The following is a 22882-nucleotide window of genomic DNA, read 5'->3' as shown; positions in this document are numbered from 1 at the left end:
AATGGACTTTTTTTAATATTTGAACGAAGTGTTCAATTTGATTTTACAATCCGCCATTATTTTTTATTTAAGTTTAAGTCATAAAACTATTTACAAATAGCAATGATTGGTATAATTGATTTGTGTTGTATAGATAGAAAGAGAAAGATAGAGGAATAACCATGGCACGACGGAAAAATATGAAAAGACGGAGAGTTATTCTTGGCAATACTTTTCATTTAATCAGAGAAAATGGAATGGATAATGTTTCTTTGCAAATGATTGCAGAAAAATCAGGCATTTCAAAGTCCCTGCTGCAGTCATATTATCCTCATAAAGCCAAGTTAACTAATGACATTATTCGTAATCTTTTTAATACTTTAGGACAACAAGTAAATAATTACGATATGGCTAATAGTAATGCACCATATGCAAGAACTAAGGCTTTTATTTATACTATTGCAGTTTTAGGGATGCATGATGAAGGTCTTGATCGAATTATTTCAGAAGCCTTTGTCAGCAATGCAACCCTGGATAACTGGGGCGTAATGCTTAATGATTGGATCAATATCAATCATTTATTTGACGACGTTGATGTTGATGAAGACGAGCTTGAAACGGGGATTGCATTTGTAACTAGTGGTATCGGACGGCTTTACCATGATCGTAAGAAGCACCACTTATCAGCAGAGGCTCTTGCAGACTATGCTACGAGTGCATTAATGTTTAGTTTCTTGCATTGTTCTTCTCGTGAAATTGATCAAGCTCTAAAAGAGGGACATGAAATCATCGAATCAGCTGATATGGAAGTTGTTCACCGTGCAATTGATACGATGTTTGATGAAGGTAAAGAAATTTTCAGCTAAAGGGGAATCGTGATGGTTGAAGGCAGAAGAGCCAATTTGCGACGAATGGGGCAAGAACAAGCTGGCCAGTATAAACGCATGATGGCTTTTGTGATCTTTTTGGCTGCGGCTTTAACATTGATAACGGCAACTTTTCTGAATCCTATTTTTATGAAAAAACAAATCAGGACTAGTTACAATCAAGCCGTTATTGTACGCCAAGTTAATAAAAATTTTGATGTTTTGGCAGATGTAATTAATGCTCGCGACGAAGATGACGCAAATCTACTTGCACAGGCACAAACCCAGCCAATTGCCGACCATATAATTGATTATACGTTAGGCATTCACTGGTTTAAGGTTAATAATTTAAGTCTTGCTCAACAGATTTTAACGGATATTAATCAAGGAATTGATAAAGGCTCTTCAAGTGGAGCACAAGTGATCAATAATAAACTAAAAAAACAAGGTGCTAATGCTCCTTATGCAATTGTTAAGGCATTTAACTTAAATATTGTGACACTTGGTGCCAATATTGCTAGTTTATTATTAATCGTTAATGTAATCATTGTGATTGTGACTATTATTACTCTGATTTCATTAATTAATGATATGAAATCTAAAGCTTCAACGCGAGTGCTGATTCATAATGCAACTGCTGCGGGAATGTGGGCCGGATTTTGGCTAATTCTGATATCAGGGTTACTAGCGCTAGTTCCTGTAATTTTTGATGTAGATAACATTGAATTTGGTTCAATTCTTGAAATTGGCAGTAGTGTTTTCTTGGAATATGTCATTGTCGGTGCAATTATTTATGTTATTTGTGCCATTCCTTGGCAAGCTACTTCAACTAAATAAGTTTAGAAACCGTAATCATGTAACTATGATTACGGTTTTTCTTGCATAATAACGAAGTATCTGTATATAATTAAAAAATAATTAACAAATTTTAGGTATATTTAACGAAAGAATAGGCGAATTTTATGAAAAAGGCAAAGATTATTAATTTGTTTCTTGCTTTCATTACAATAATTTCGACTCTTTTTTTGTTTAATCGACCAGTTGCTGCCGCGGATAAAAAGGTAGCAAGCGACTCTGTAATGAAAAAGATTAAGCAGTCGAAAGAATTAGTAGTGGGCACCTCTGCGGATTACCCGCCACTTGAATTTACTACTAGTGTAAATGGCAATACCAAGTATGTAGGGGTAGATATTGAACTAGCTAAGGATATTGCCAAGGATCTGCACGCTAAGCTTGTAATTAAAAATATGAGCTTTGATTCTCTATTAATAGCGCTTGAAACAGGCAAGGTTGACATGGTTATTTCTGCTATGACGCCAAATCCTGAAAGAAAAAAGAGTGTAGACTTCTCACAGATTTATTACAAGCCAAGTGGTGAGTATTTTTTAATTAATAAGCGCGATCAAGCTAAGTATAAGAAGATTAAAGACTTTGCTGGTCAAACTGTTGGTGCTCAAACTGGGAGTATTCAATATCAATTGATTCAGTCTCAAATGAAGAAGTCTAAAGCCAAGGGTTTAGGCAAGATCAATAACTTAGTTTTGGCTTTGAAGTCTGGCAAAATGTCAGGTGTGGTAATGGAAGAATTAACTGCTAAAGCATATGCTAAAAATGACAATAGCTTGATGGCTGTTAGAAGCGATTTACGTGAAGAACAAGCTGGGAACGCGGTAGCTATTGCTAAGGGACAATCCGGCTTAGTGAAGGCAGTTAATAAGACAATTAAGCGCGTTGAAAAAGATGATTTGATCAACAAAAAGTATTTGCCTGAAGCTGCAAAATACATGAAGACGGCACAAAAGGCTAATACAATGGCAAAATATGCTCCATACTTTGTTAAGGGGATCGAATACACCATTATTATCACTGTCTTCTCCGTTTTAATTGGTATCGTATTGGGGATGCTTTTAGCCCTAATGCGTTTGTCACAAAACAAGCTTTTGCACTGGATTGCGGTTTGCTACATTGAATTTATTCGTGGTACGCCGCAGATGGTTCAGATTCTGTTCGTTTACTTTGGTGTTGGTGCTCTTATTTCAAACTTATCTGCCTTAGTTGCTGGTATTATTGCGATTGGACTTAACTCAGGAGCCTATGTTGCTGAAGATATTAGATCAGGTATTGCTTCAGTTGCTAAGGGTCAAACTGAGGCAGCTAGATCTCTTGGTTTAAGTCAAGCCAAGGCATACCGTTATGTAATTATCCCGCAAGCATTGAAAAATATTTGGCCAGCTTTAGGTAATGAATTTATCACTTTACTTAAGGACAGTTCATTAGTTTCCGTAATTGGGGTAACAGAATTAATGTACCAAACTGAACTTATTCAAACCTCAACTTACCGTGGTGTGTTGCCATTATTCATTGCGATGATTATTTACTTCATCATGACCTTTACTTTGACTAGACTGCTTAACTATTTCGAAAGACGGATGAAACACAATGACTAAAATGATTGATATTCAACATTTAAAAAAGACCTTTGGTGAAAATGAAGTATTAAAAGATATTTCAGCAACCGTAAATAAAGGGCAGGTAATTTGTATTATCGGCCCATCTGGTTCTGGTAAAAGTACTTTTTTACGCTGTTTAAATGTATTGGAACATCCTACAGCTGGGAAGATTGTTTTTGATGGTACGGATTTAGCTAGTTTAAAAGATGGCAAAGAATTAGATCAATTACGAGAAAAAATGGGCATGGTTTTCCAAAACTTCAATCTTTTCCCTAATATGAATGTAATTGAAAATGTAAAGCTTGCGCCAATGAAAGTTAAAGGTATCAGTGAAAAAAAAGCTGAACAAAAAGGCTTAGAGCTTTTAGAAAAAGTAGGATTGGCTGACCGTGCGCAGCAATTTCCTGCTAGTTTATCTGGTGGCCAACAGCAACGTGTAGCGATCGCTAGAGCTTTAGCGATGGATCCTGAAGTGATGCTATTTGATGAACCTACTAGTGCACTTGATCCTGAAATGGTTGGGGAAGTTTTAAAGACAATGCAAGATTTAGCTAATTCAGGGATGACAATGGTAATTGTGACCCATGAAATGGGCTTTGCTCGTGAAGTGGCTGATGAAATCTGGTTTATGGCGGATGGTTACTTGCAAGAAAAAGGAACTCCTGAAGAGGTCTTCGGTCATCCTACTAGTGATCGTGCTAAAGATTTCTTATCCAAAGTTTTATAAACTAAAAAATCCAAGCAAACGCTTGGATTTTTTTATTTCATTCTGTGATGATGAGATTTTTGAATGCGTACTGTCTTATAAAAAAATTTTGATGCCATCCGTCTATAGCTAAAGTATTAAGTAAATTGTTGGATTGATTTGGCAGAATTGCAGCCCTAGGCATAATAACAGCACGCAGAATTTTATTTTGCTTTAGTAAAGGTGACTGCACTTCCGTTTTATTACTTAAAGAAGTGGTGGATTGGTGAGCTACAGGAGCCGTGGCGTAATTAGTAGTATCGTTAGTACCATCTTGCTTGAATAGCTTGAAGGTATATTTATAAACGCCCTTAATATCAACCTCATATTCATGTCCAGCTATAATTTGTGTACTTGCTGGTGAATAGGTGATGATTGTTTTAAAGTTGCCATAGCCGCTAGAACTATAATTTTTAACGTGAGTAGCGATAGTTGTGATACCAGTATCTAAATCTTTAATAGATATTTCTGGTTTGGAGTTCACAGTCTTGTCAGATAAATAAATTGACCAAACAGTTTTATTCCCTTTAGCCAGTTCTACTGGAAATAATCGCATGCTAGGGTAGGCAACTACAGGCTGACTAGCAGTTCGAAACATATCGTTAGTGTTGAGCACCTTTTGGACCGAATAACGATAGCCGTTTTTGCCGTATGCTGCTCCGATTCCAGTAGTGGTTAACCGGGTTGAAAGAAGCCAAGCACGGTGGCCTGTATCTGATCCAGTTAAGTTATAGTGGTCAGTCACTAAATCTGTGATAACGTCACCGGCAGATTGATGTGAAACGTTGAAATTCAGATTTGATGTTTCAGAAGTATCTTTAGCTAATTTCCACATTCCCTTTGAAATATAGCTAGGTCTTTTCTCACTAGGGAGACCATGTTGATTAACAAAAGGATTAGCATTGATAGCAGCCATTACTGCCGCAGTTTTTTGAGCATTATTGTTAAAAGTAGTGGTTGCAGTTACATTTGGTAAGCCAAATAGGGAACGATAATAATTAATGTAATCGACTTGTGTTTGAATATATTTTGGATTTAAAGCTCCTGCATTAAAATTCTTCTTTAAATGTGGCTTTTTAGCGTAAATATTTTTAATATTATAGCGAGTTTTATTGAGATTGCCGTATTCTTTTTGAAAATTGTGCACTTCATTAATCTCTTGAGTAGTAAAAGTTGCACCTTTTGCAGTCTGTCCAATAAATGGCACACATAAAATCACTGCAATTGTAGTGATCGAGATTTTCCGTAGAAGCATATTTTTAACTCCCTTCTAGGATCTTGTAGTCTATTTAACTAATTATAAACTATTGTGAAAAGGCTTTAGTGAAAAATATTCTATAATTTTAAGTTTTTCTGGTATTCTTTGCGTATAATAAAGGTTTGGTAACATTTAAAAGAGGTATAAAACAATGACTAAAAAAACACAAGTTGGATTAATTTTTGGTGGTAACTCATCAGAATATGAAGTATCAATTGTTTCAGGTCGTAACATTTATAAAGCAATCGATAAAGAAAAATTTGATGTACACCCAATTTGGATTACTAATGAAGGTTACTTTGCAAACGAAGAAGAAAGTTTCAAAGTTTTGGAAGATCCTTCATATCAAGTAAAGAACCCACACAAGGTTCATAATATTTCTAATTTAATTGAATTAGAAAACTTACCAGAAATCGATGTCTTTTTCCCTATTGTTCACGGTAACTTAGGCGAAGACGGTGTTTTACAAGGTTTATTCCGTTTGATGAATAAGCCATTTGTTGGTGATGATGTCTTAGCTGCTGCTGTAACTATGGACAAGGAATTTACCAAAATTTTAGCTCAAAGGGTTGGCGTTCCTGTTGCTGACTGGATCGCAATTAAACGCTTTGAATACGATGACAAAAATAATGATAAACTTGATTATGAAAAGGTTGCTGAAAAACTCGGTCGTGACATGTTTGTTAAGCCATCTAACCAAGGTTCATCAGTTGGTGTTAGCCATGTAACTAACGCTGATGAATATGCAGCAGCATTAAAAGAAGCATTTAAATACGATGATAAGGTATTAGTTGAAGAAACTGTTCCTGGTACTGAAGTAGAAACTGCCGTTCTCGGTAACGACAAGCCAATTGTAGCAGGTGTAGGACAAATCACCAATGCAAAAGGCTCATTCTACAGCTATAAGAACAAATACGATGACAATTCAACTTCTAAGTTACAAATCCCTGCAGATTTGCCACAAGAAATTATTGACACTGTAAGAAGAAATGCTCGTAAGGTTTATGAAGTTACTGAATGTAGTGGTATGGCTAGAATTGACTCTATGCTTACTCCAGGTGGTAAAGTAGTATTGACTGAAGTTAATGCCCTTCCAGGTTTTACTAATATCAGTATGTATCCTAAGTTGTTTGAAGAAGCAGGAGTTCCTTACACTGAATTAATTACGCGTTTAATTGAAGTAGGAATGGAACGCTTTGACCATAAGAAGACTTTGCTTCATAAGCACGATTAATACCGAATTTTATAGAGGTAGATTTTAATGACGACTAATAAGCATGATTTTGAAGAACTCGCTGCACCTAAGGCAGCTGCAAAAGAATTAGGAATAAGTGTAGCCACACTGAGAAAATATTCTTTAATTGTGGAAAAAGTAACGGGCAATTCAAACTATTTTGCCCGGACCAAGCAGAAAGCACGTCTATATCATCAAAAGGATATTGACGATCTGAAGGCTTTCCATCACTTGTCCAAGAATAGTGGCTTGACTTTGCAAGAGGCGGCTCGTCAAATTTATGCTGTTAGTGAAAAAGGTGAAGAGCCTAAAGTCAAAGAACCTGTTCGCTATACTTCTAACGATGTGATGGACACACAGCAGGTAGTTAAGCTTTTGAATACTTTGCAAAAGACTATTTCAAATCAAAATGAGGCGATTAGTTCTTTGCAAAAGCAATTAAATGTCATTCAAAAACAAAATGAAGATTTAATTGAAGCGCAAAAGCAACTTGCTGCACCAAAAGATAATAGCGATAAAATTGCCGCTTTACCTGATATTTCTGGTGTTGTTGATGATGACGATGAAAAACCAAAAGATGCTGCAGAAAAACGCGAAGAAGTAAAGGAAGACATGCAGAAGAGTCAAGAAGAAATGCATGACGAAATTATTTCTAAAGCAAAGGAAAATGCTAAAAAACGTGCAACTGCAAATGTTCATCGTACCTTAGAAGATATGCAACTTCCAGAAACTAAGGAACATTGGTGGCAAAAAATCTTTAAGTTTTAAAAAAGAATTAAACAAAAAAGTAAAGAATTTAAAGGTAGCCTAACATCGGGCTGCCTTTTGTTTTACAGTAATAACTATGAAAAAGAAATAGGGAGTTGTTACTTTGAATTTTAAATGGAAAAAGCGTTATACAGCTGCAGTGATTGCTGCAATTGTTGGCGCTATTCTGACAGTATTAACTTATTTTGCAACTGATATTTATCAAAAGGATGAGGTTGCGGTTATTACAGATAGTCAGATTAAAGATACTTTGATTGAAAAAAATGAGGATGTTTATAAGAATCAGGATCAAACTAGACAACAGATTCTACATTTAAAAGTATTATCTGGTAAGCATAAAGGAGAAAAATATACCACTAAAAATGTATATTATCCTTCTCAATTAACGACACAGCAGTATCGTGCTGGTCAGCGTATTTTTGTCAATATTAAAAAGGGAGACCCTGCCATTGTTAATCCAAAGCGAGATTGGGTATTAGTGATGGTAGTTACAATTACAGTGGCATTAATGATCGCTGTATCAGGGATGCACTCAATTGCATTAGTAATTTCTATGGCAATTAGCTGGGCACTGTTCTATTTAGTCATTATTTGGGATGTTCATCTAAATGGGGCACACATTATCTTGCTATTTGGTTTAGCTGATATTGTTTTGTCATTCTTTAGTTTATTGATTGTTCAAGGATTTAATAAAAAAATGCTAGCAACTTGGCTAGCAACTATTTTAGGAATTTTTGTTTCTTTTGCTCTATGCTATGTAATTATGCATGTGACTGGGGAATCAGAAATGAAATATGAAACGGGAGATTATGCAACGCAAGATCCTCGTGGGTTGTTCTTAGCTCAGACTTTGATCGGAATTTTAGGTGCCGTCATGGATGAGGCAACCGACATTATTTCTAGTTTGTATGAATTGATCCAAACTAAAAAAGATATCACTATTCGGCAATTAGTACACAGTGGTCGAACCATGGGACAGGAAATCATGGGGCCATTGATCAATGTCTTGGTTTTAATCTTCATCGCTGGCGCTTTGCCTGAGACGATTTTGTACTTAAGGGATAACAATACTTTAGCTTCTACTTTTGGGTTTACGCTGTCACTAGGAGCCACACAGAGTGTTATTTCTGCGATCGGGATCGTGCTGACGGTTATCTTTGCGACGGGATGCAGTTTATTCTTCTTGAAGGATCGAGATTGGAAGAGTTTGTTTAAAAAAGAAGGTGAGAATAAATGAGTACGTTAATGGCATTAATTGTTGTTTTAGCTATTTTGATGACAATTGTTGGCGGAGAAACGGGAATCCGGAGTTTCTTTAGTGTTTTAATCAATACCATATTGCTGATTTTGGTAGCAATGCTGATTTCTTGGGGAATTAATATTGCAATTTTAACTTTGATTTTTATTCCGTTAAAACTTGTTACGATCATTTTCTTAGGTACGCATGATTATACAGTTGCCAAAAACTCATTTTATTCTGCTTTTATTGTGTGTTTGGTTATTAGTCTATTTATTTGGGGATGCCAATATTTTGCTCAAGCTGCGGGTCTTGGCCCAGAAGCAGGGGAATTATTAGTTGGTTTATCACAAATGCCAGGATTAGATTATCCAATGATTGCTGTTACAGTTGCAGTTTTCTCAACTTTGGGTGCAATTGCGGAAGCAGCAGTAGCGATGAGTTCAGGTTTACTTGAAATTAAAAAGCATAATCCAAATATCAGCGAAGAAGAATTAATGAGTAGCGGTACAGCCATTGGTACTGACGTGCTAGGTACTGCAATGAACACAATTTTATTTGGGATGTTCGGTAGCTTTTTAGCTCTGTTTTTATGGTATTTCCGTTTGCACTATACGATTGGTGAAGTCCTTAATGAAAAACTTTTTGTTAATGAAGCCTTAATTATCATGTATTCTTTAATAGGGGTTATTTTAACAGTGCCTCTGTCATCATTTATGTTGTCTAGAGGGATGAGTAAGAAGGAACTAAAAAATGAAAGTAGAAAATCTGATCATAACTAATTTTAATAAGCGTGAATTTAAGATCCATACTTATGTGCTGGATCAAAATCCAGAATTAGTGGAACAAAAGCGCCCTTTAGCAATTGTGGTTCCAGGTGGGAGTTTTAATCATTTATCTAAAAGAGAAGGCGAACCAGTAGCAATCGCTTTTAATAATCAAGGCTTTAATAGCGTGGTTATGGAATATAACTTAGTACAAGATCCAGGTAAAATTTATCCAGATGCTGGTCTTGATGTACTTACTACGGTTAAATATTTTAGAGAGCACGCAGATGAGTATCATTTGGATCCCAAACGTATTTTAACGATTGGATTTTCTGCGGGTGGTCATGTGGTCAGTTCAGCTAATAACATGGCTTTAAGCAGTGATTATCAAAGTAAATATGGTTTTAACAAAGATGATGTATTGCCTAATAAGACGATTCTAGGTTATCCATTGATCGATATTAAGAAAATTGGTTTTCCAATCCCAGATGATCAAAAAGATAAGATGCCAGTAGAACCGGAATTATTAGATAGTGCATTAGGTGTTACACGTGAAACACCAGATACATTTATTTTCCAAGCTTGGGATGATCCAGTTGTTTTGATTGGCAATTCCATTGAATACATTGGTGCTTTGAATGAGAATAATGTCAAAACTGAAGCACACTTATTCAATCATGGCTATCATGGCTTTTCTTTAGCACGTCATAACGTCCAAACTAAGGGCCGTGAATGGCAGGAAAATCCACATGCGGCTCATTGGTTTAACTTAGCGATGGAGTGGCTGAGAAGCGAATGGGGCGAGTAGAAAAGCATTAAGTCATCAGCTTTGTGGTAAAATTGATCGCTTGATCATGCCATTTGAAGCGCTGTATTGCGTATGGCTGATCATTACTTTGATCTTGAATTTTAAGTTATTTGCTTATTCAATTGATGCGCAATTTGTGTTAATTACGTTGTTTTACTTTAGTGGTTGGATATCATCATTGGTTAAAAAGCATAAAATGAAGCAATAAAAAAGAGTTCTCATATCGAGAGCTCTTTTTGCTTAATCATTATTCTTTTTTTCTTTAAAGAAGATAACCTCTTCAGCTGCAACAATCGGACCAGATGATTTGTAAACTCTGATTCTCATTGCCTTAGCTTCGACGTCTCTTAAACCAACAACCTTATTCTTGCTGTCAGATTTCCAAGTAAGTCGTTCGCCATATGGTTTAAAGTTAGTACCATCAACAGAAGTTTCTACGCTGACTTCAATAGGATCACCTTGATGATCAATCTTTCTTGGAACCCAAACCATTCTGCTTAAGTGTTCCAATTGATTAAACTTGAAGGTTAATTCAAGCGGTTGATCTTCACTGACGCCATTAACAGTTTCCCATTCACTAGCGAGTTTAAGATCAGTCAAATACTTCAAAGGATGATCTTTTTGACTAGTCATGTTACTAGTAGTTTGAATATCTCTGATGGCAAAATTCATTGGATCTGGTTTAGTGATTGCACCAAATGGATCTGACCATTCAGAAACTTTGTTTTTAGCAACATAACGCAAACGCATACTGTAACGAGTATTAGGAGCCAATCCATGGAAGGTAAATGAGCTACCATCGATACCATCATGCAAAATGCCATTAACTTCAATTTGAACTTGATCAGTCAATTGTGGCCAAACTACTGTTAGTGAATGTGAGCTGATCTTTTCTGGATCAACTGCTGGCTGCTTAGGTGAACGCAATAATGAATCAGTGATTGCGTGTACTAAAGTCTCATTACCATACTTGAAGTTACGAATAATAATTTCAATCTTGGAATCAGTAATGTCGCGCTTAGCTAACTTGATTTGCAAAGCGGTTTGCTTCTTTTCTTGATATTGATCAAATTCAGGCAACCAGCTGTAATTTGTATTAAAAAAGAATCCTTCCTTAGCATGAGCGAATGTATCGACTGTGCCATATTCTTGCATGTCGATGACTTGATCATTAATTTTAACGGTTAAGCCATCAGGATAACCATCGCACATGATGTTCAAATTAGTGGTATTTTCTGTTTGGAAGGTATTGAAGTCACCTTGAGTTGGATCAATCGTAATCTTGAGTTTGCTTGCTTCAAGTTCACTAGTAATTTGTGTAGCAACATGGTTTCTTGAATAATCGTTGTAACCATTATCGTCATAGGTAACCATCTTGCTGCGACCTTGTGGGTAAAGAACGTAGTTGCGTTCGCCCAAATCAAAGATAGAGCCGCCACGAACAAAGACTGGTAAATGCCAAGATGGATATGAAAGTTTATTATAAACTCGACCACCTAAATACTTCTTGCCGTCAAACAGGTCAATCCACATCGTACGGTGGTTTGGTAAATAAAGATTATCTTTTCTAGAATTACCATTACCGTCTTCTCGGCCATTAACAATTGGTGAAATGAGCAAGTTAGGCCCAAGCATAAATTCATGGCTAACTTGTGGGGTGTAATTGACTTGTTCATGTGGGAATTCCAAGAATAAAGGCCGCATGATTGGTTCACCAACTTGAGCACGATAGATCAATGTGTACATGTAAGTTTGCAATTGTTCACGCAATTGCAAGTAAGCACGATTGATTTGCGTCATCTTATTGTTATATGCAAATGGCGTTTTACTGAATTTGCCTTGGTCATCAAGACTGAAGAGTAGTGGTGTAAAAGTCTTCCATTCAAAATCACGAATACTAATTTGAGCATTACCACCGCCAGCGGTTCCATCTACGGCACTACCAATTAAAGGTTGGCCAGATAGACTAGCACATAGGAAGCCAGCAACTTGAGTTGGAATATTTTCCCAGTTGCCTCCAATATCACCAAAGGCGAGCATCGTTCTATTTTGACTACCGGCAATTCCTGTATTTGAAAAAATGAGAGGTCTTTTACGCTTAAGATTATCACGTAAAATTAAAGCATCATTTTTCAAAATTTTTGGATCGCTGGTGTTAGTTTGAATAAACGTAGTATCTGGAGTTGCCTTCGGCGTTTGATTTTCACTCCAAAGGCCAGCATTAACATCTCTACTTGCAGCATAATCACTGAAGCTAGTCATTGCTTCCGCATTGATATCTTGTACTTGATAGTTAGGAACAATCCAGCTTAGTTTGAAATGCTCTTTTTGGTAACGATCAACCATTGCACGAGCGGAGAATTGATATTCTTCTTCTCCATTCAATGAGGCCTTACCGTTAGCGTCTTCAGGATTGGAAGTTCTAGTGTAATAGTTGCCATCTTCGAACATGGTAGCATTACGTTCTTTAGCTTCCCCCGGCTGCCACATTGTAGTCAAAAAGTTTCCTACGTGACCCAGACCCAAAGCATATTTAGGTGGCATTAATGGTTTACCCGTCAAAAGGTAATACTTAGCCAAAATATCTTTAGGTGAGTTGCCTAATAAATAAAATGTATCAAATAACTTACTATTGTGAGTTAAGATTGCGGCATCATGATTGGTTTTACCAAAATCATAGCTACCAGTAGTTTCAGTATTTCTTAATTCACCAAAACCGGAGTTAGCCCAGAAAAATGGTACTTGGGTTAAAACTCCGCCTTTACCCGTAATGTGGTCGCGTTCGATTTGAATGACTTGACCTTTATGACTAAAGTAGCCGTTCTGCATCCCACCACCAAAGTAAAATTCATTTTTGTGTTGCTTTAGAATTTCTGTTGTTTGGTTGCCGCTTAGTTCAAGTGGACTAAGTTGAGATAAACGACTACGGTGTAAAGTCTCGTCAAAAATAGTCATCACCGCAGGTTTTTGTTGAAAAATCAATTGGTAATTGCCAGTTTGAATGATTAAAGAATCACTTGTGGCCTTGGCTTTAGATTTTTCAAAGTAACTATTATTAAATTGAGACAGGTCAACGAAAGAAGAATGATTTTCGTCGAATTCCTTAGCTGGATCAAGGAAATAGCGGAATATTCCGTCAGCTAAAATATAAAGACGAGCAACTTCTCCAGTGGAATAATGAAGTTCATAATAATGATCACGTTTATTTGCACCGATGAGTTGACCTAATTGATGTCTTTCTATTTGATTTTGTGTCATATTGCTTTCTTCCTAATAAAACTTGTTACCATATATTATAGCGAAAAAATCTTAACTTTTTGTGCAATTATGCTAAAAGGCCAATAGTCAATCAAAATTTAATTTCTAATTTTAATGTAAGCGCTTTTACTTTTGAGAAAAATGTGCTATATTATGAGTGTAAAGAAATTAAGAAATAAAATAAAAAAAGAAAAGGTGAGTCCAATGACATAGTTAGTGTAGTTAGTCAGATATAAAGAAAGGCTTGTGATACCAATGGGCATTGAAGGCTAAACAACAACTTAGTAATAAAATGATATAGCCAAGTGATATATGATTTACATAAGTGACTCGGACTTCCATATGAAGTGGGTATAGAATAATAATTTTTTGGAAAATCGCTTGGAATATATTTATTTAGGAAAGATAATTTATACATGACGAATAATATTAAAAAATGACCTATCGCAGTTTTTAAGCGATAGGTCATTTAGTTTGCTAATATACAGCACCATCGTAGAAGTTGTAACGAGGCTTGTTAAAGTCGAAGTCTTTCAATTCGCTAATCTTAATAGCGTTGTCGCAGACGCCCCAGCTCATTAAGTTGATTGGCTTGCCGTAATCTTCGTCAGGAATAACTAATAAAATGTATTTACCTTGAGATAAAGCGTAGCCAAGTTCCATACCTAAGCCAACGTCTTCTTCTTCTGGCAAATATACGCCAAGCATGATATCAGAAGTCTTAATTCCTACTAGGTCGTTGTTGTAGGTTGCAGAAGCCCATTCAATATCGTGTAAGTATTCTGGGTGTTCATCAACGCGAATACCCTTGTATTGATTATCAAGAGGTATGTAGCTATTTTCTAAATCAACTGTTGGATTTTCTTTTAAAGCTGCCATAGCTTCTTGGTAAGCCTTGTTTTGCTTTTCGTTGAACCAACCGGCACCAAAATATAAAGTCTTTTTCTTTTCCATAATTTTCACCCTCATAAAAATTGCTGATGAATTAACTTTAACATCTTTTCAATTGAAAAAAACGTCTTGTTAACTTACGCTAAAAATAGTAATTCCATAATAGAGGGTAAAATTCAATGACCAATACTGAAAATCTTTTTGCTTCAGATGCAGTTTTTGTGTCTGATCAATTAAAGCAGGACTTAGTTTTAAAAGAAGTTTATGATAAATTGCTTGAGCGAGGCTATGTGAAAGGTAACTTCTTATCACATATTGTTGAGCGTGAACACAATTTTCCTACCGGTTTAGATACTAAAACGTTAGGTCAAAATATTCCTAATATTGCAGTGCCGCACACGGAAGGTGAGTTTGTAAATACGCGTTTGATTGTGCCAGTAGCACTTAAACAACCGGTTCTTTTTCATAATATGATTAAGTCTGAAGAAACATTAGAAGTAAAATTCTTGTTTATGCTTTTGGACAATGATCCTGATGGACAGGCTAAGTTGTTAGCTAGCGTAATGGATTTCTTGGCTGATACTCCGGCTAATGAATTGCGGGAAGTATTTAATTTTACCGATCCGCAAGCGATTTATGCATTTTTAAAGCAAAAATTTATGAAAAAAGAAGACTAGAATTTTCTAGCCTTCTTTTTTAGTCTTCAAGGTAAATTTCACGTAATTTCATAATGTCTGCGCTAGAGAGCTTCATAACATCACGTAAATAGTTATTGATACTGCCGTATTTGTCATTCAATACCTTAATGGCATGATCAAGATATTCAGGACGGACACTTTGAATGTCTCGAATTGATTGAAGAACGTTTTCGTTACGACCGTTTTGACGTGCATGTTCAACCATGCTGTCAACGAAGTCCTTGGTAGTAATGTTAGTTAAAAGGTAATCTTTTTTGATAGTGCTAAACGGTACACCCAAAGCACTTAAAATTAGCATTGCACCAAAGCCGGTTCTGTCTTTACCAGCAGTACAGTGGAAGATGACGCTTTCGTTTTCGCCATCATTTTTGAGCAAGACTTCAAAAAGTTTACGATATGCATTTTGAGCAGATTCACTTTCGATCATGTCTTCATAAGCATAGTGCATGTGATCAAAACCGAAGTCAGCATCGTTAGCGGCTTGCTTATTCAAATCGTTTAGACTCTTAGATGAATTGGTTAAGTCTTCGCTAAAGACGGGATCATAAATGTATTCAACACCGTCTGGAACGCGATCAGGTTGATTATCCACTTCTTCTTTACTTCTAAAGTCAACGTCATATTTTACGCCGTAATCAGTTAAGAACTGCTTGTCAAATGGTGATAGATCAGCCAAATTACCAGTTCTAAGAAGTTTATGCATCTTGATTTTTTTGCCAGATAAAGTTTCATAACCTCCAAGTTCACGGAAGTTGCGGCCACTGGTTACACCGATTAATTGATTAATTAATTTTTGGGTCAAAAAAATGCTCCTTTCTGTAATTAAATGTTGTCATGCATATTATTTTAGCAACAAATATGAGCCTAAACAATTATTTAGAAAAGTAATAGCTTACAAAATTATGTTAAAATAAACATTAAGAATAAAGCAATCGGATAGGAGATGAAGAAAAGTGGCAACAGATAAAGAAAGTATTTTAGTTCCAGTTGATGGTTCGGAATCAGCAGAAAGAGCTTTTGATAAGGCTGTTCGAGTTGGTTTACGTGATGGTGCTCACGTTGATGTATTGAACGTTATCGATACTCGTCAATTTATGGGTGAAATGCAAGACACTTTGATTTCTGGCGATACTATTTACCAAATGACTCAAGACTCTGAAGAATATTTGAAGAGTTTGAAGAAATGGGCTCATGATAACTTTAACTTTGATGATGTAGATTACCATATTCGTTATGGTAGTCCTAAGCGTATTATTTCTTACGACTTCATCAAAGACCACCATAATGACTTAATCGTTATGGGTGCAACAGGTCTTAATGCAGTTGAAAGAATGTTGATGGGTTCAGTTACTGAATACGTTAACCAACATGCTTTAGCTGATGTATTGATTGTTAAGACTGATATGGCTAACAACCCAGTTAAACCAACAATGAAGAAGAACTAATTAAATAGTGTTAATAGCTAGATGAACATAAATTCATCTAGCTATTTTTTAATGAAAAGTTTCCTAAAAAGGCTTGATAGAACCCGAATATTTTTGGTATTATTTTAACAAATGAACGTAGAGCTGCTGAAGGGAGTGGATGAGTTTTGCTTAAGGATGTAAATAAATTTATTGTTATCGGCAAGTCTTCCGCTTTTGGAGACGTTTTTTCTGTTCGTTTTACTAATATCTGTGCTATTAATCAGGCTTAATTATTGATCGTTTTTGTCGCCCCGTAATTAAGTCTTTTTTTATGGCGTTGTTTGTTTTATCACTATTTTGTTCATGGAGGACAATATGAAAAGATTTAGAAGAATCTTGGTAGCAGTAGTTGCATTACTTGTTGCGGTAGTTGCAACTGCATGTTCAAGCAAGAGTAGTAGTTCATCTAACAAAGAAAACTACACTCCAAAGTCATTAACTATTCAATTTGTACCAAGTCAAGCTGCAACTAAGTTGCAAGCCCGTGCAAAGCCTCTTGAAAAGATGCTTTCAAAGAGATTGGGTATCCCAGTTCACGTTTCTATGTCAACTGACTACAACACCGTTGTGGAAGCTATGAAATCAAAGAAAGTTGATGTAGGTTTCCTTCCACCAGATGGTTATGTTTTAGCTCACAAGCAAGGCGCAGCTGATTTGCTTTTGCAAGCTGAACGTTACGGTGTTAAGCAACCAGGTGGTAAAGCAACTAACCAATTAGTAAAGAGCTATCGTGCAGAAATCCTTGTTAAGAAGGGTTCAAAGATCAAGAACTGGAAAGACTTAAAGGGTAAGTCAATTTCAGTTCAAAACCCAACTTCATCAGCTGGATACGTATTCCCAGTTGCTGAACTTAAGCAAAAGGGTTTGGACGTAACTAAGAGTTGTAAGTTAGTTACTGTTACTGGTCACGACCAAGCTGTTTTGAACGTATTAAACGGCGATACTGATGCAGCCTTCGTCTTTGAAGATGCACGTAACATCGTTAAGAAGGACAACCCAAAGATCATGAGTCAAGTTGTTCCAATTTACTTTACTAAGCCAATTCCTAACGACACTATCTCAGTAATTCCAAGTATGTCTAAGTCATTCCGTAAGAAGCTTGCTAAGGCATTCATCGCTGTAGGTAAGTCAAAGGAAGGTAAGAAAGTTATCGAAAGCGTATATAGCCACGAAGGTTACGCATACGCAAAAGATAGTGACTTCAACGTTATCCGTAAATACGACAAGATCGTTGAATCAACTAAGAAATAATAAATTTAATTAAGGGAGTTTGACGATTAAATGGCAGATAAGCCAATGATCCAATTAAAAGATGTTTCCAAGATCTACGACAATGGTACTGTAGGTTTAAAGGACATCAACTTAACTATTAATAAAGGTGAATTCGTAGTAGTTGTTGGTTTGTCTGGCGCTGGTAAGTCAACTTTGCTACGTTCAATCAATCGTTTGCATGATATTACTTCAGGCGATATTTTGATTGACGGCAAATCAATTACAAGTGCTAAAGGCAAGAATTTGCGTAAATTACGTCGCGATATCGGAATGATTTTCCAGAACTTTAACTTGGTTAAGCGTTCTAGTGTTTTGCGCAATGTTTTGGTAGGCCGCGTAGCTTACTACCCAACTTGGAAGACTACTTTTAACTTATTCGATAAAGAAGATAAACAAAAGGCTTATGAAGCTTTACAACAAGTTGATTTGGCCGATAAAGTTTATGCACGTGCTGACGAGTTATCAGGTGGTCAACAACAACGTGTAGCTATTGCACGTGTGCTTATGCAAAATCCAAAGATCATCTTGGCTGATGAACCAACTGCATCACTTGATCCACAGACTTCAGTGAGAGTCATGAATGACTTGAAGATGCTTAATGAAAAATACGGCATGACCGTAGTTGCTAACTTGCACAGTATCGAACTTGCACAACAATTTGGTGAAAGAGTAATCGGTATCCGTGCTGGTCAAGTAGTTTACGATGGCAAGATGAAAGATACTCCTAAGTCTGTCTTCACTAATATTTACAATGGTGGTAACGGCAGCGAGGAGGATGAATAATGCCTGAACAAGTAAATCAATTGCCTAAGCGTAAGTTCAAAGTAATGAACTTGGTTTGGACAATCATCATGATTGCAGGACTATTTATTTCAATCAATGTTACTAACACGCACATTAGTGTCTTGTTTGAAAACTGGAACCAATTTGCTGACATCTTTATTCAAATGTCTCATCCAGATTGGAGCTACTTGAACGTTGTTTGGCCTAAGTTGATTGAAACCATCAAGATGGCTGTCTTGGGTATGGTAATTGGATCTGTTGTCGCATTTATCTACTCATTATTGATTGCCCGTAATATTGTTAAGAATAAGGCTGTAACTGGCGTACTTCGTGTCATTATGAATATCGTCAGAACTATTCCTGACTTGCTTCTTGGTGCGATCTTCGTAGCTATCGTAGGTATCGGTCCAGTTGCTGGTATCTTGGCTTTAGCAGTCTTCACCTTTGGTGTGGTTGTTAAGTTGTTCTACGAAGCAATCGAAACAATTGATCCAGGTCCAATTGAAGCTTTGACTGCCGTAGGTGCAAACAAATTGCAAATTATCCATTACGCAGTTATGCCACAAATTATCACTTACTTCATTTCATATGTTCTATATGCATTTGAAATCAACGTCAGAGCATCAACAGTCCTTGGTTATATCGGTGCCGGTGGTATTGGTTTGAACTTGCAACAAACTTTGCAGGTCTTCAATTATGCTCAAACTGGTACGATCATCATCGTTATTATCGTAGTTGTTGTCTTGATCGACTACGTTTCATCTAAGTCACGGGAGGCGTTAATGAAATAATGGATACTACAATAAAAAAATTACCCGCTAAACCCGTTGACCGTAAGAAACAAGTTGCACATTGGCTAATTGCAATTGCCACTATCGTAATTATTGTTTGGTCATGTACTGGTATTAACTTCGGTGGTATTAAAGCCACTGCTGGTCAAATTGCCGGTGCAATCTTCTCAGGTATTTTCCATCCTGACTGGAGCTATGTTTACAATGGCTCAGGTGAAGACTTGATCTCACAATTGTGGCAAACCATTTGTATCGCTTTCTTAGGTACATTCATTTCCGCAATTATTTCATTGCCATTTGCCTTCTGGGCAGCCCATACCAAGCACAAGCATTGGTACACTTCAAGAATCGGTAAAATTGTTTTGGCAATTATCCGTTCATTCCCTGAAATTGTTCTTGCTTTGATGTTCATCAAGGCCGTGGGTCCTGGTTCTGCAGCCGGTGTTTTGGCATTAGGTTTCCACTCAGTTGGTATGCTTGCCAAGTTGTTCTCAGAAGCTATTGAAAACTTGGAAGAAGGGCCAAACGAAGCTGTTATTGCAGCCGGTGGTTCTAAGTTCCACGTAATCATGTTTTCAACTATGCCTAACTTGATGCCAGCTTTGATTTCTAACACCTTGTATCGTTTTGATGTTTCAATTCGTTCCGCATCTATCCTTGGTTTGGTAGGTGCCGGTGGTATCGGTTATCCATTAATCATTGCACTTCAATATCGTCAATGGGACCGTGTAGGTATCATTTTGCTTGGTATCATCATTATGGTTGTTATCATTGACTGGATCTCAGGTTGGATCAGAAAGAAGTTAGTTTAATTTTTAATTCCTATGAAAAAGAGAAGACAAACGTCTTCTCTTTTTTTCATCCATTATTTTTGAAGTAACAATCTTCAAGATGGTCATTAATTAAGCCAATTCCTTGGAGGTAAGAATAGATAATTACAGGACCTACGAAAAAGAAACCATCTTTTTTCATTTGCTTGGCAATCTGCTTTGCAATGTCGTTAGTGGTAGGAACTTCGTCAATGGTATCGGGATGATGCACAATTGGTGAAGGGATAAAACTTTGCAAATATTTGGCGAAACTGCCATATTCTTGCTTAACTACTAGGATCGCCTTAGCATTTTTGATTGCGGCATTGATTTTGATGTGATTACGGATGATGCCTTTGTCCTGCATCAGCAGGCCTACGTCATAATCGGTCATTTGAGCAACTTTTTCTACATCGAATTCCTTAAAAGCTTTTCTGAAGTTCTCGCGTTTGTGCAAAATTGTGGACCAACTGAGCCCTGATTGAAAAAGTTCAAGTACCAGCATTTCATATAAATATTGATCATCTAAATTTAATTTGCCCCATTCATGATCATGGTAGTTTCTCACTGTTTCGTCTTTTACATCGCCCCAAGGGCAGCGTAATATTCTAGTTTCATTCATGAAATTTTCTCCTTTAAAATAATATTTTTACTCTCTAATATTTATTACGCAAAAAAAGTGGATTTTTTTCTAAGAAATTTTATTTTTAAGTTTGAAATGCAGGCTTTAATCCCTTTTTTTGCTATAATTAGGGGTGAATTTTGAGGAGGATCATATGGAAAAATTAGATACCATGATGTTGGCTGATGATTTAGCCTTATCACAAGACAAGATTTTGAATGGTGAACAAGACTTTGACGCTGAAGCTGTCTATAAAGTAATTGATAACTTGGGCGTTTTGAATAATCCTATTAAAGATTACTTTGATATGACCGAAGAAGAATACTACGAAGCAGAAAGCGATCATAAATTAACTTTGATCAAAATGGCTGATAAGTTAACTGATTTACATGACCGTATCTTAACTAACCACGTTGATGGTTATGTTGATAAGGATGAAATTAATTTAACTTACAACCACGAAAATCCATATGAAGATGATTTGTATGATCCAGCCACTGATTATCGAGTTATCGTTTACAGTTTAAAGGTTATTGGCGCAGTTCAAGCAATCGCTGCCAAGGATTTACAAGAAGTATTGTCTAAAGATGCTGTTTTGTCAGTAGGACTTGCTGCTTATGCTTTAGCACACAACGCATAAATTATTTGAGTCGGGTCGCGAGAGCCGGCTTTTTTTGTCTTTGGGGCGAAAAAATGAAGCTATTGAAACATACTAAAGGAATAGTTGATAAGATCGTAGATAAGATCGTAGGAGCAAGAAAGCGTTCAGCCATGGATAAAGATGGCGAGTTACTAGATCCTATGCAAAAATATACCACTATTGGTGAATATCATGTTGATGCAGAAGATGGTACACCAGATGGTAAGAAATTTGTGCTAACCGTTTATCAAGATAAAGATGGTGTTTTGCATCAAGGCTTAAGCTCAGAAAGTACCACAGAACTTGCACCAGAGTATGTACGTAAATATAGTGAAAAACTAGATCGTTTCCGTGATTTTCATGATACAAAAACGGGTCGTCGTTATGTAGTTGAAAATTATTTGGATGATTTTACTAGTGAAGTTAAAAAGCATATTCGCAAAGGCAAAAACTCAGTTAATATCGGCGTTATCACTGATACGCACTTTAAAGATAAGGATAGTGTCGATTTTTACGGTTGGAATGGCCTGCAGCACGTGCAAGAATTTTCTTATCTTGATCAATCTGGTTTGCTTAACATGAAGGCTCACTTAGGCGATTGGATCGATGGTTCTGATGCGGGTCTGCTTGGTGAAGGCGAGCTGATCAAGTTAAACAATTCGTTTAAGTCGGATACGCTTCCTTATTTGAATATTAAGGGTAATCACGATGAAAACGATAAGTTTGATGAACACCACGATCTAAAAGCATCGTTCCCGGAAAACGAGTTTGAAAACATCATGTGGCCCGACATGTATCGACAAAAGAATATCCATTACGTTTCACGTCAACATGGTGTTGCTTACTTTGATTTCAATGATATTCGTGTAATCTCCGTCAATACTTCAGATTTGCCTTATATTTTGAATAATAAGGGACAAAAGAAATACGATGCCAAAATCACTTTGGCTGTGCGTGAAGATCAAATTGAAGAAATCATCGAAATTTTGACCAGATCATCGAATAAGAAGATTATCTTTATGAGTCATGCCAACCCAATCAACCGCAAGGGTAGCAACGCCCTCAAATATAACGGTAGATCCTTGCATGAATTGCTCGTTGCCTTTAACCAAAGAGAAAAAGGCCGCATGCATGCTAGCGACGGCGAGCCAGCAGAATTCCGTTTGTCCAATGACTTCAACTTCACTCATGTAAAGAACGCTCGCATCATTGCTTATTTCTGCGGCCACCGTCACCGCGAAGATCAATACAGAATCAATGGTATCCAATACATTCTGTTTAACTGCTCGGCTTTAATGGGGCCAAAACATTCTTTGACCACAAAATTCAATAAAAATTTGAAACGCCAAATTGACCATAATAACGAAGCAGCTGGCTATATCGTTAACGTCGACTTGAAACGTCACCGTATTCAAGTCTTTGGCTATGGTGCTGCTTCAAGACGGCGGGTATATTTTATTTAGTTTAGGTAAAGAAAAGTAAACCTATTTGGCTATTACAAGTGTTTAGCTTATAATAAAAAAGTTAAAGTAAAAAAATT

At 36.5% G+C, this 22882-nt stretch carries 22 protein-coding genes; 17 read left to right on the top strand and 5 right to left on the bottom strand.

The window, feature by feature from the left end; all coding sequences use genetic code 11:
* Nucleotides 1–161: 161 nt before the first annotated feature.
* From CP355_RS05000 to CP355_RS04985, 4 genes are all read left to right on the top strand, one after another.
* Nucleotides 162–845 carry a TetR/AcrR family transcriptional regulator gene (locus CP355_RS05000; RefSeq protein WP_098037199.1) on the top strand — a complete coding sequence of 228 codons (684 nt, stop codon included), beginning with the start codon at nucleotides 162–164 and terminating at the stop codon, nucleotides 843–845.
* Between the two features lie 12 nt (nucleotides 846–857).
* Complete coding sequence (locus CP355_RS04995; protein ID WP_025005596.1) at nucleotides 858–1682, top strand: hypothetical protein; 825 nt, start codon at nucleotides 858–860, stop codon at nucleotides 1680–1682.
* A 125-nt stretch (nucleotides 1683–1807) separates the two neighbouring features.
* Nucleotides 1808–3292 carry an ABC transporter substrate-binding protein/permease gene (locus CP355_RS04990; protein ID WP_098044017.1) on the top strand — a complete coding sequence of 495 codons (1485 nt, stop codon included), beginning with the start codon at nucleotides 1808–1810 and terminating at the stop codon, nucleotides 3290–3292.
* Complete coding sequence (locus tag CP355_RS04985) at nucleotides 3285–4022, top strand: amino acid ABC transporter ATP-binding protein (protein WP_087176541.1); 738 nt, start codon at nucleotides 3285–3287, stop codon at nucleotides 4020–4022. Before CP355_RS04990 ends, CP355_RS04985 begins: the two co-directional genes overlap by 8 nt.
* Before the next feature lie 37 nt (nucleotides 4023–4059).
* On the opposite strand, the gene CP355_RS04980 is transcribed toward CP355_RS04985, so the two are convergent.
* Entirely contained in the window at nucleotides 4060–5295 is a 1236-nt protein-coding gene (locus tag CP355_RS04980; protein WP_098044016.1) for a CAP domain-containing protein, read from the bottom strand.
* Between the two features lie 154 nt (nucleotides 5296–5449).
* Here CP355_RS04980 and CP355_RS04975 point away from each other — a divergent pair, with 154 nt between their 5' ends.
* The 5 genes from CP355_RS04975 (at nucleotide 5450) to CP355_RS04955 (ending at nucleotide 10112) form a co-directional block, all read left to right on the top strand.
* A complete protein-coding gene (locus CP355_RS04975) occupies nucleotides 5450–6532 on the top strand; it encodes a D-alanine--D-alanine ligase family protein (protein ID WP_025005593.1) in 1083 nt (360 codons plus the stop codon).
* Nucleotides 6533–6559: 27 nt separating this feature from the next.
* Nucleotides 6560–7300 (top strand): MerR family transcriptional regulator, encoded by a 741-nt coding sequence (locus tag CP355_RS04970; protein WP_087236033.1) that lies wholly within the window; start codon nucleotides 6560–6562, stop codon nucleotides 7298–7300.
* A gap of 103 nt (nucleotides 7301–7403) precedes the next feature.
* Entirely contained in the window at nucleotides 7404–8537 is a 1134-nt protein-coding gene (locus tag CP355_RS04965; RefSeq protein ID WP_087236031.1) for a YibE/F family protein, read from the top strand.
* Nucleotides 8534–9319, top strand: a complete 786-nt coding sequence (locus CP355_RS04960; RefSeq protein ID WP_098044015.1) for a YibE/F family protein — start codon at nucleotides 8534–8536, stop codon at nucleotides 9317–9319. Before CP355_RS04965 ends, CP355_RS04960 begins: the two co-directional genes overlap by 4 nt.
* On the top strand, nucleotides 9291–10112 hold the full coding sequence (locus CP355_RS04955; RefSeq protein WP_087176537.1) for an alpha/beta hydrolase: 822 nt from the start codon (nucleotides 9291–9293) through the stop codon (nucleotides 10110–10112). Before CP355_RS04960 ends, CP355_RS04955 begins: the two co-directional genes overlap by 29 nt.
* 240 nt (nucleotides 10113–10352) lie before the next feature.
* On the opposite strand, the gene CP355_RS04945 is transcribed toward CP355_RS04955, so the two are convergent.
* Both CP355_RS04945 and CP355_RS04940 read right to left on the bottom strand, forming a co-directional pair.
* Complete coding sequence (locus CP355_RS04945) at nucleotides 10353–13370, bottom strand: TIM-barrel domain-containing protein (RefSeq protein ID WP_098044014.1); 3018 nt, start codon at nucleotides 13368–13370, stop codon at nucleotides 10353–10355.
* A 477-nt stretch (nucleotides 13371–13847) separates the two neighbouring features.
* Entirely contained in the window at nucleotides 13848–14324 is a 477-nt protein-coding gene (locus CP355_RS04940; protein WP_025005587.1) for a nucleoside 2-deoxyribosyltransferase, read from the bottom strand.
* A 116-nt stretch (nucleotides 14325–14440) separates the two neighbouring features.
* On the opposite strand from CP355_RS04940, the gene CP355_RS04935 reads away from it, so the two are divergent.
* On the top strand, nucleotides 14441–14938 hold the full coding sequence (locus CP355_RS04935) for a PTS sugar transporter subunit IIA (RefSeq protein WP_098044013.1): 498 nt from the start codon (nucleotides 14441–14443) through the stop codon (nucleotides 14936–14938).
* Between the two features lie 19 nt (nucleotides 14939–14957).
* Here the strand turns inward: CP355_RS04935 and CP355_RS04930 are convergent, their stop codons facing one another.
* Complete coding sequence (locus tag CP355_RS04930) at nucleotides 14958–15761, bottom strand: tyrosine-protein phosphatase (RefSeq protein WP_025005585.1); 804 nt, start codon at nucleotides 15759–15761, stop codon at nucleotides 14958–14960.
* Between the two features lie 151 nt (nucleotides 15762–15912).
* Between CP355_RS04930 and CP355_RS04925 the strand changes: the two genes are divergently transcribed.
* From CP355_RS04925 to phnE (CP355_RS04905), 5 genes are all read left to right on the top strand, one after another.
* Nucleotides 15913–16404, top strand: a complete 492-nt coding sequence (locus CP355_RS04925; protein ID WP_025005584.1) for a universal stress protein — start codon at nucleotides 15913–15915, stop codon at nucleotides 16402–16404.
* 336 nt (nucleotides 16405–16740) lie between these two features.
* Entirely contained in the window at nucleotides 16741–17676 is a 936-nt protein-coding gene (locus CP355_RS04920) for a phosphate/phosphite/phosphonate ABC transporter substrate-binding protein (RefSeq protein WP_025005583.1), read from the top strand.
* 30 nt (nucleotides 17677–17706) lie between these two features.
* Complete coding sequence (phnC, locus tag CP355_RS04915; protein WP_025005582.1) at nucleotides 17707–18480, top strand: phosphonate ABC transporter ATP-binding protein; 774 nt, start codon at nucleotides 17707–17709, stop codon at nucleotides 18478–18480.
* The gene (gene phnE, locus CP355_RS04910; protein ID WP_098044012.1) at nucleotides 18480–19271 is read left to right on the top strand and encodes a phosphonate ABC transporter, permease protein PhnE; all 792 of its coding nucleotides are present in this window, start codon (nucleotides 18480–18482) and stop codon (nucleotides 19269–19271) included. Before phnC ends, phnE (CP355_RS04910) begins: the two co-directional genes overlap by 1 nt.
* Nucleotides 19271–20083: a phosphonate ABC transporter, permease protein PhnE gene (gene phnE, locus CP355_RS04905; protein ID WP_098044011.1), complete on the top strand. Its 813-nt coding sequence runs from the start codon at nucleotides 19271–19273 to the stop codon at nucleotides 20081–20083. The genes phnE (CP355_RS04910) and phnE (CP355_RS04905) overlap by 1 nt, the downstream gene beginning before the upstream one ends.
* Before the next feature lie 46 nt (nucleotides 20084–20129).
* Here the strand turns inward: phnE (CP355_RS04905) and CP355_RS04900 are convergent, their stop codons facing one another.
* Entirely contained in the window at nucleotides 20130–20702 is a 573-nt protein-coding gene (locus CP355_RS04900; protein WP_087363984.1) for a DNA-3-methyladenine glycosylase I, read from the bottom strand.
* A gap of 154 nt (nucleotides 20703–20856) precedes the next feature.
* On the opposite strand from CP355_RS04900, the gene CP355_RS04895 reads away from it, so the two are divergent.
* Nucleotides 20857–21342, top strand: coding sequence for a hypothetical protein (locus CP355_RS04895; protein WP_087176533.1), 486 nt, complete (start codon nucleotides 20857–20859; stop codon nucleotides 21340–21342).
* Nucleotides 21343–21395: 53 nt separating this feature from the next.
* Nucleotides 21396–22805 carry a serine/threonine protein phosphatase gene (locus CP355_RS04890; protein ID WP_098044010.1) on the top strand — a complete coding sequence of 470 codons (1410 nt, stop codon included), beginning with the start codon at nucleotides 21396–21398 and terminating at the stop codon, nucleotides 22803–22805.
* The last annotated feature ends 77 nt before the right edge of the window (nucleotides 22806–22882 follow it).

This window comes from Lactobacillus sp. UMNPBX4, from assembly GCF_002554115.1.
GTDB classification, from domain to species: domain Bacteria; phylum Bacillota; class Bacilli; order Lactobacillales; family Lactobacillaceae; genus Lactobacillus; species Lactobacillus gallinarum.
Note: the sequence above shows the minus strand (reverse complement) of the source record. Positions and strands in the feature narration are given on the sequence as shown.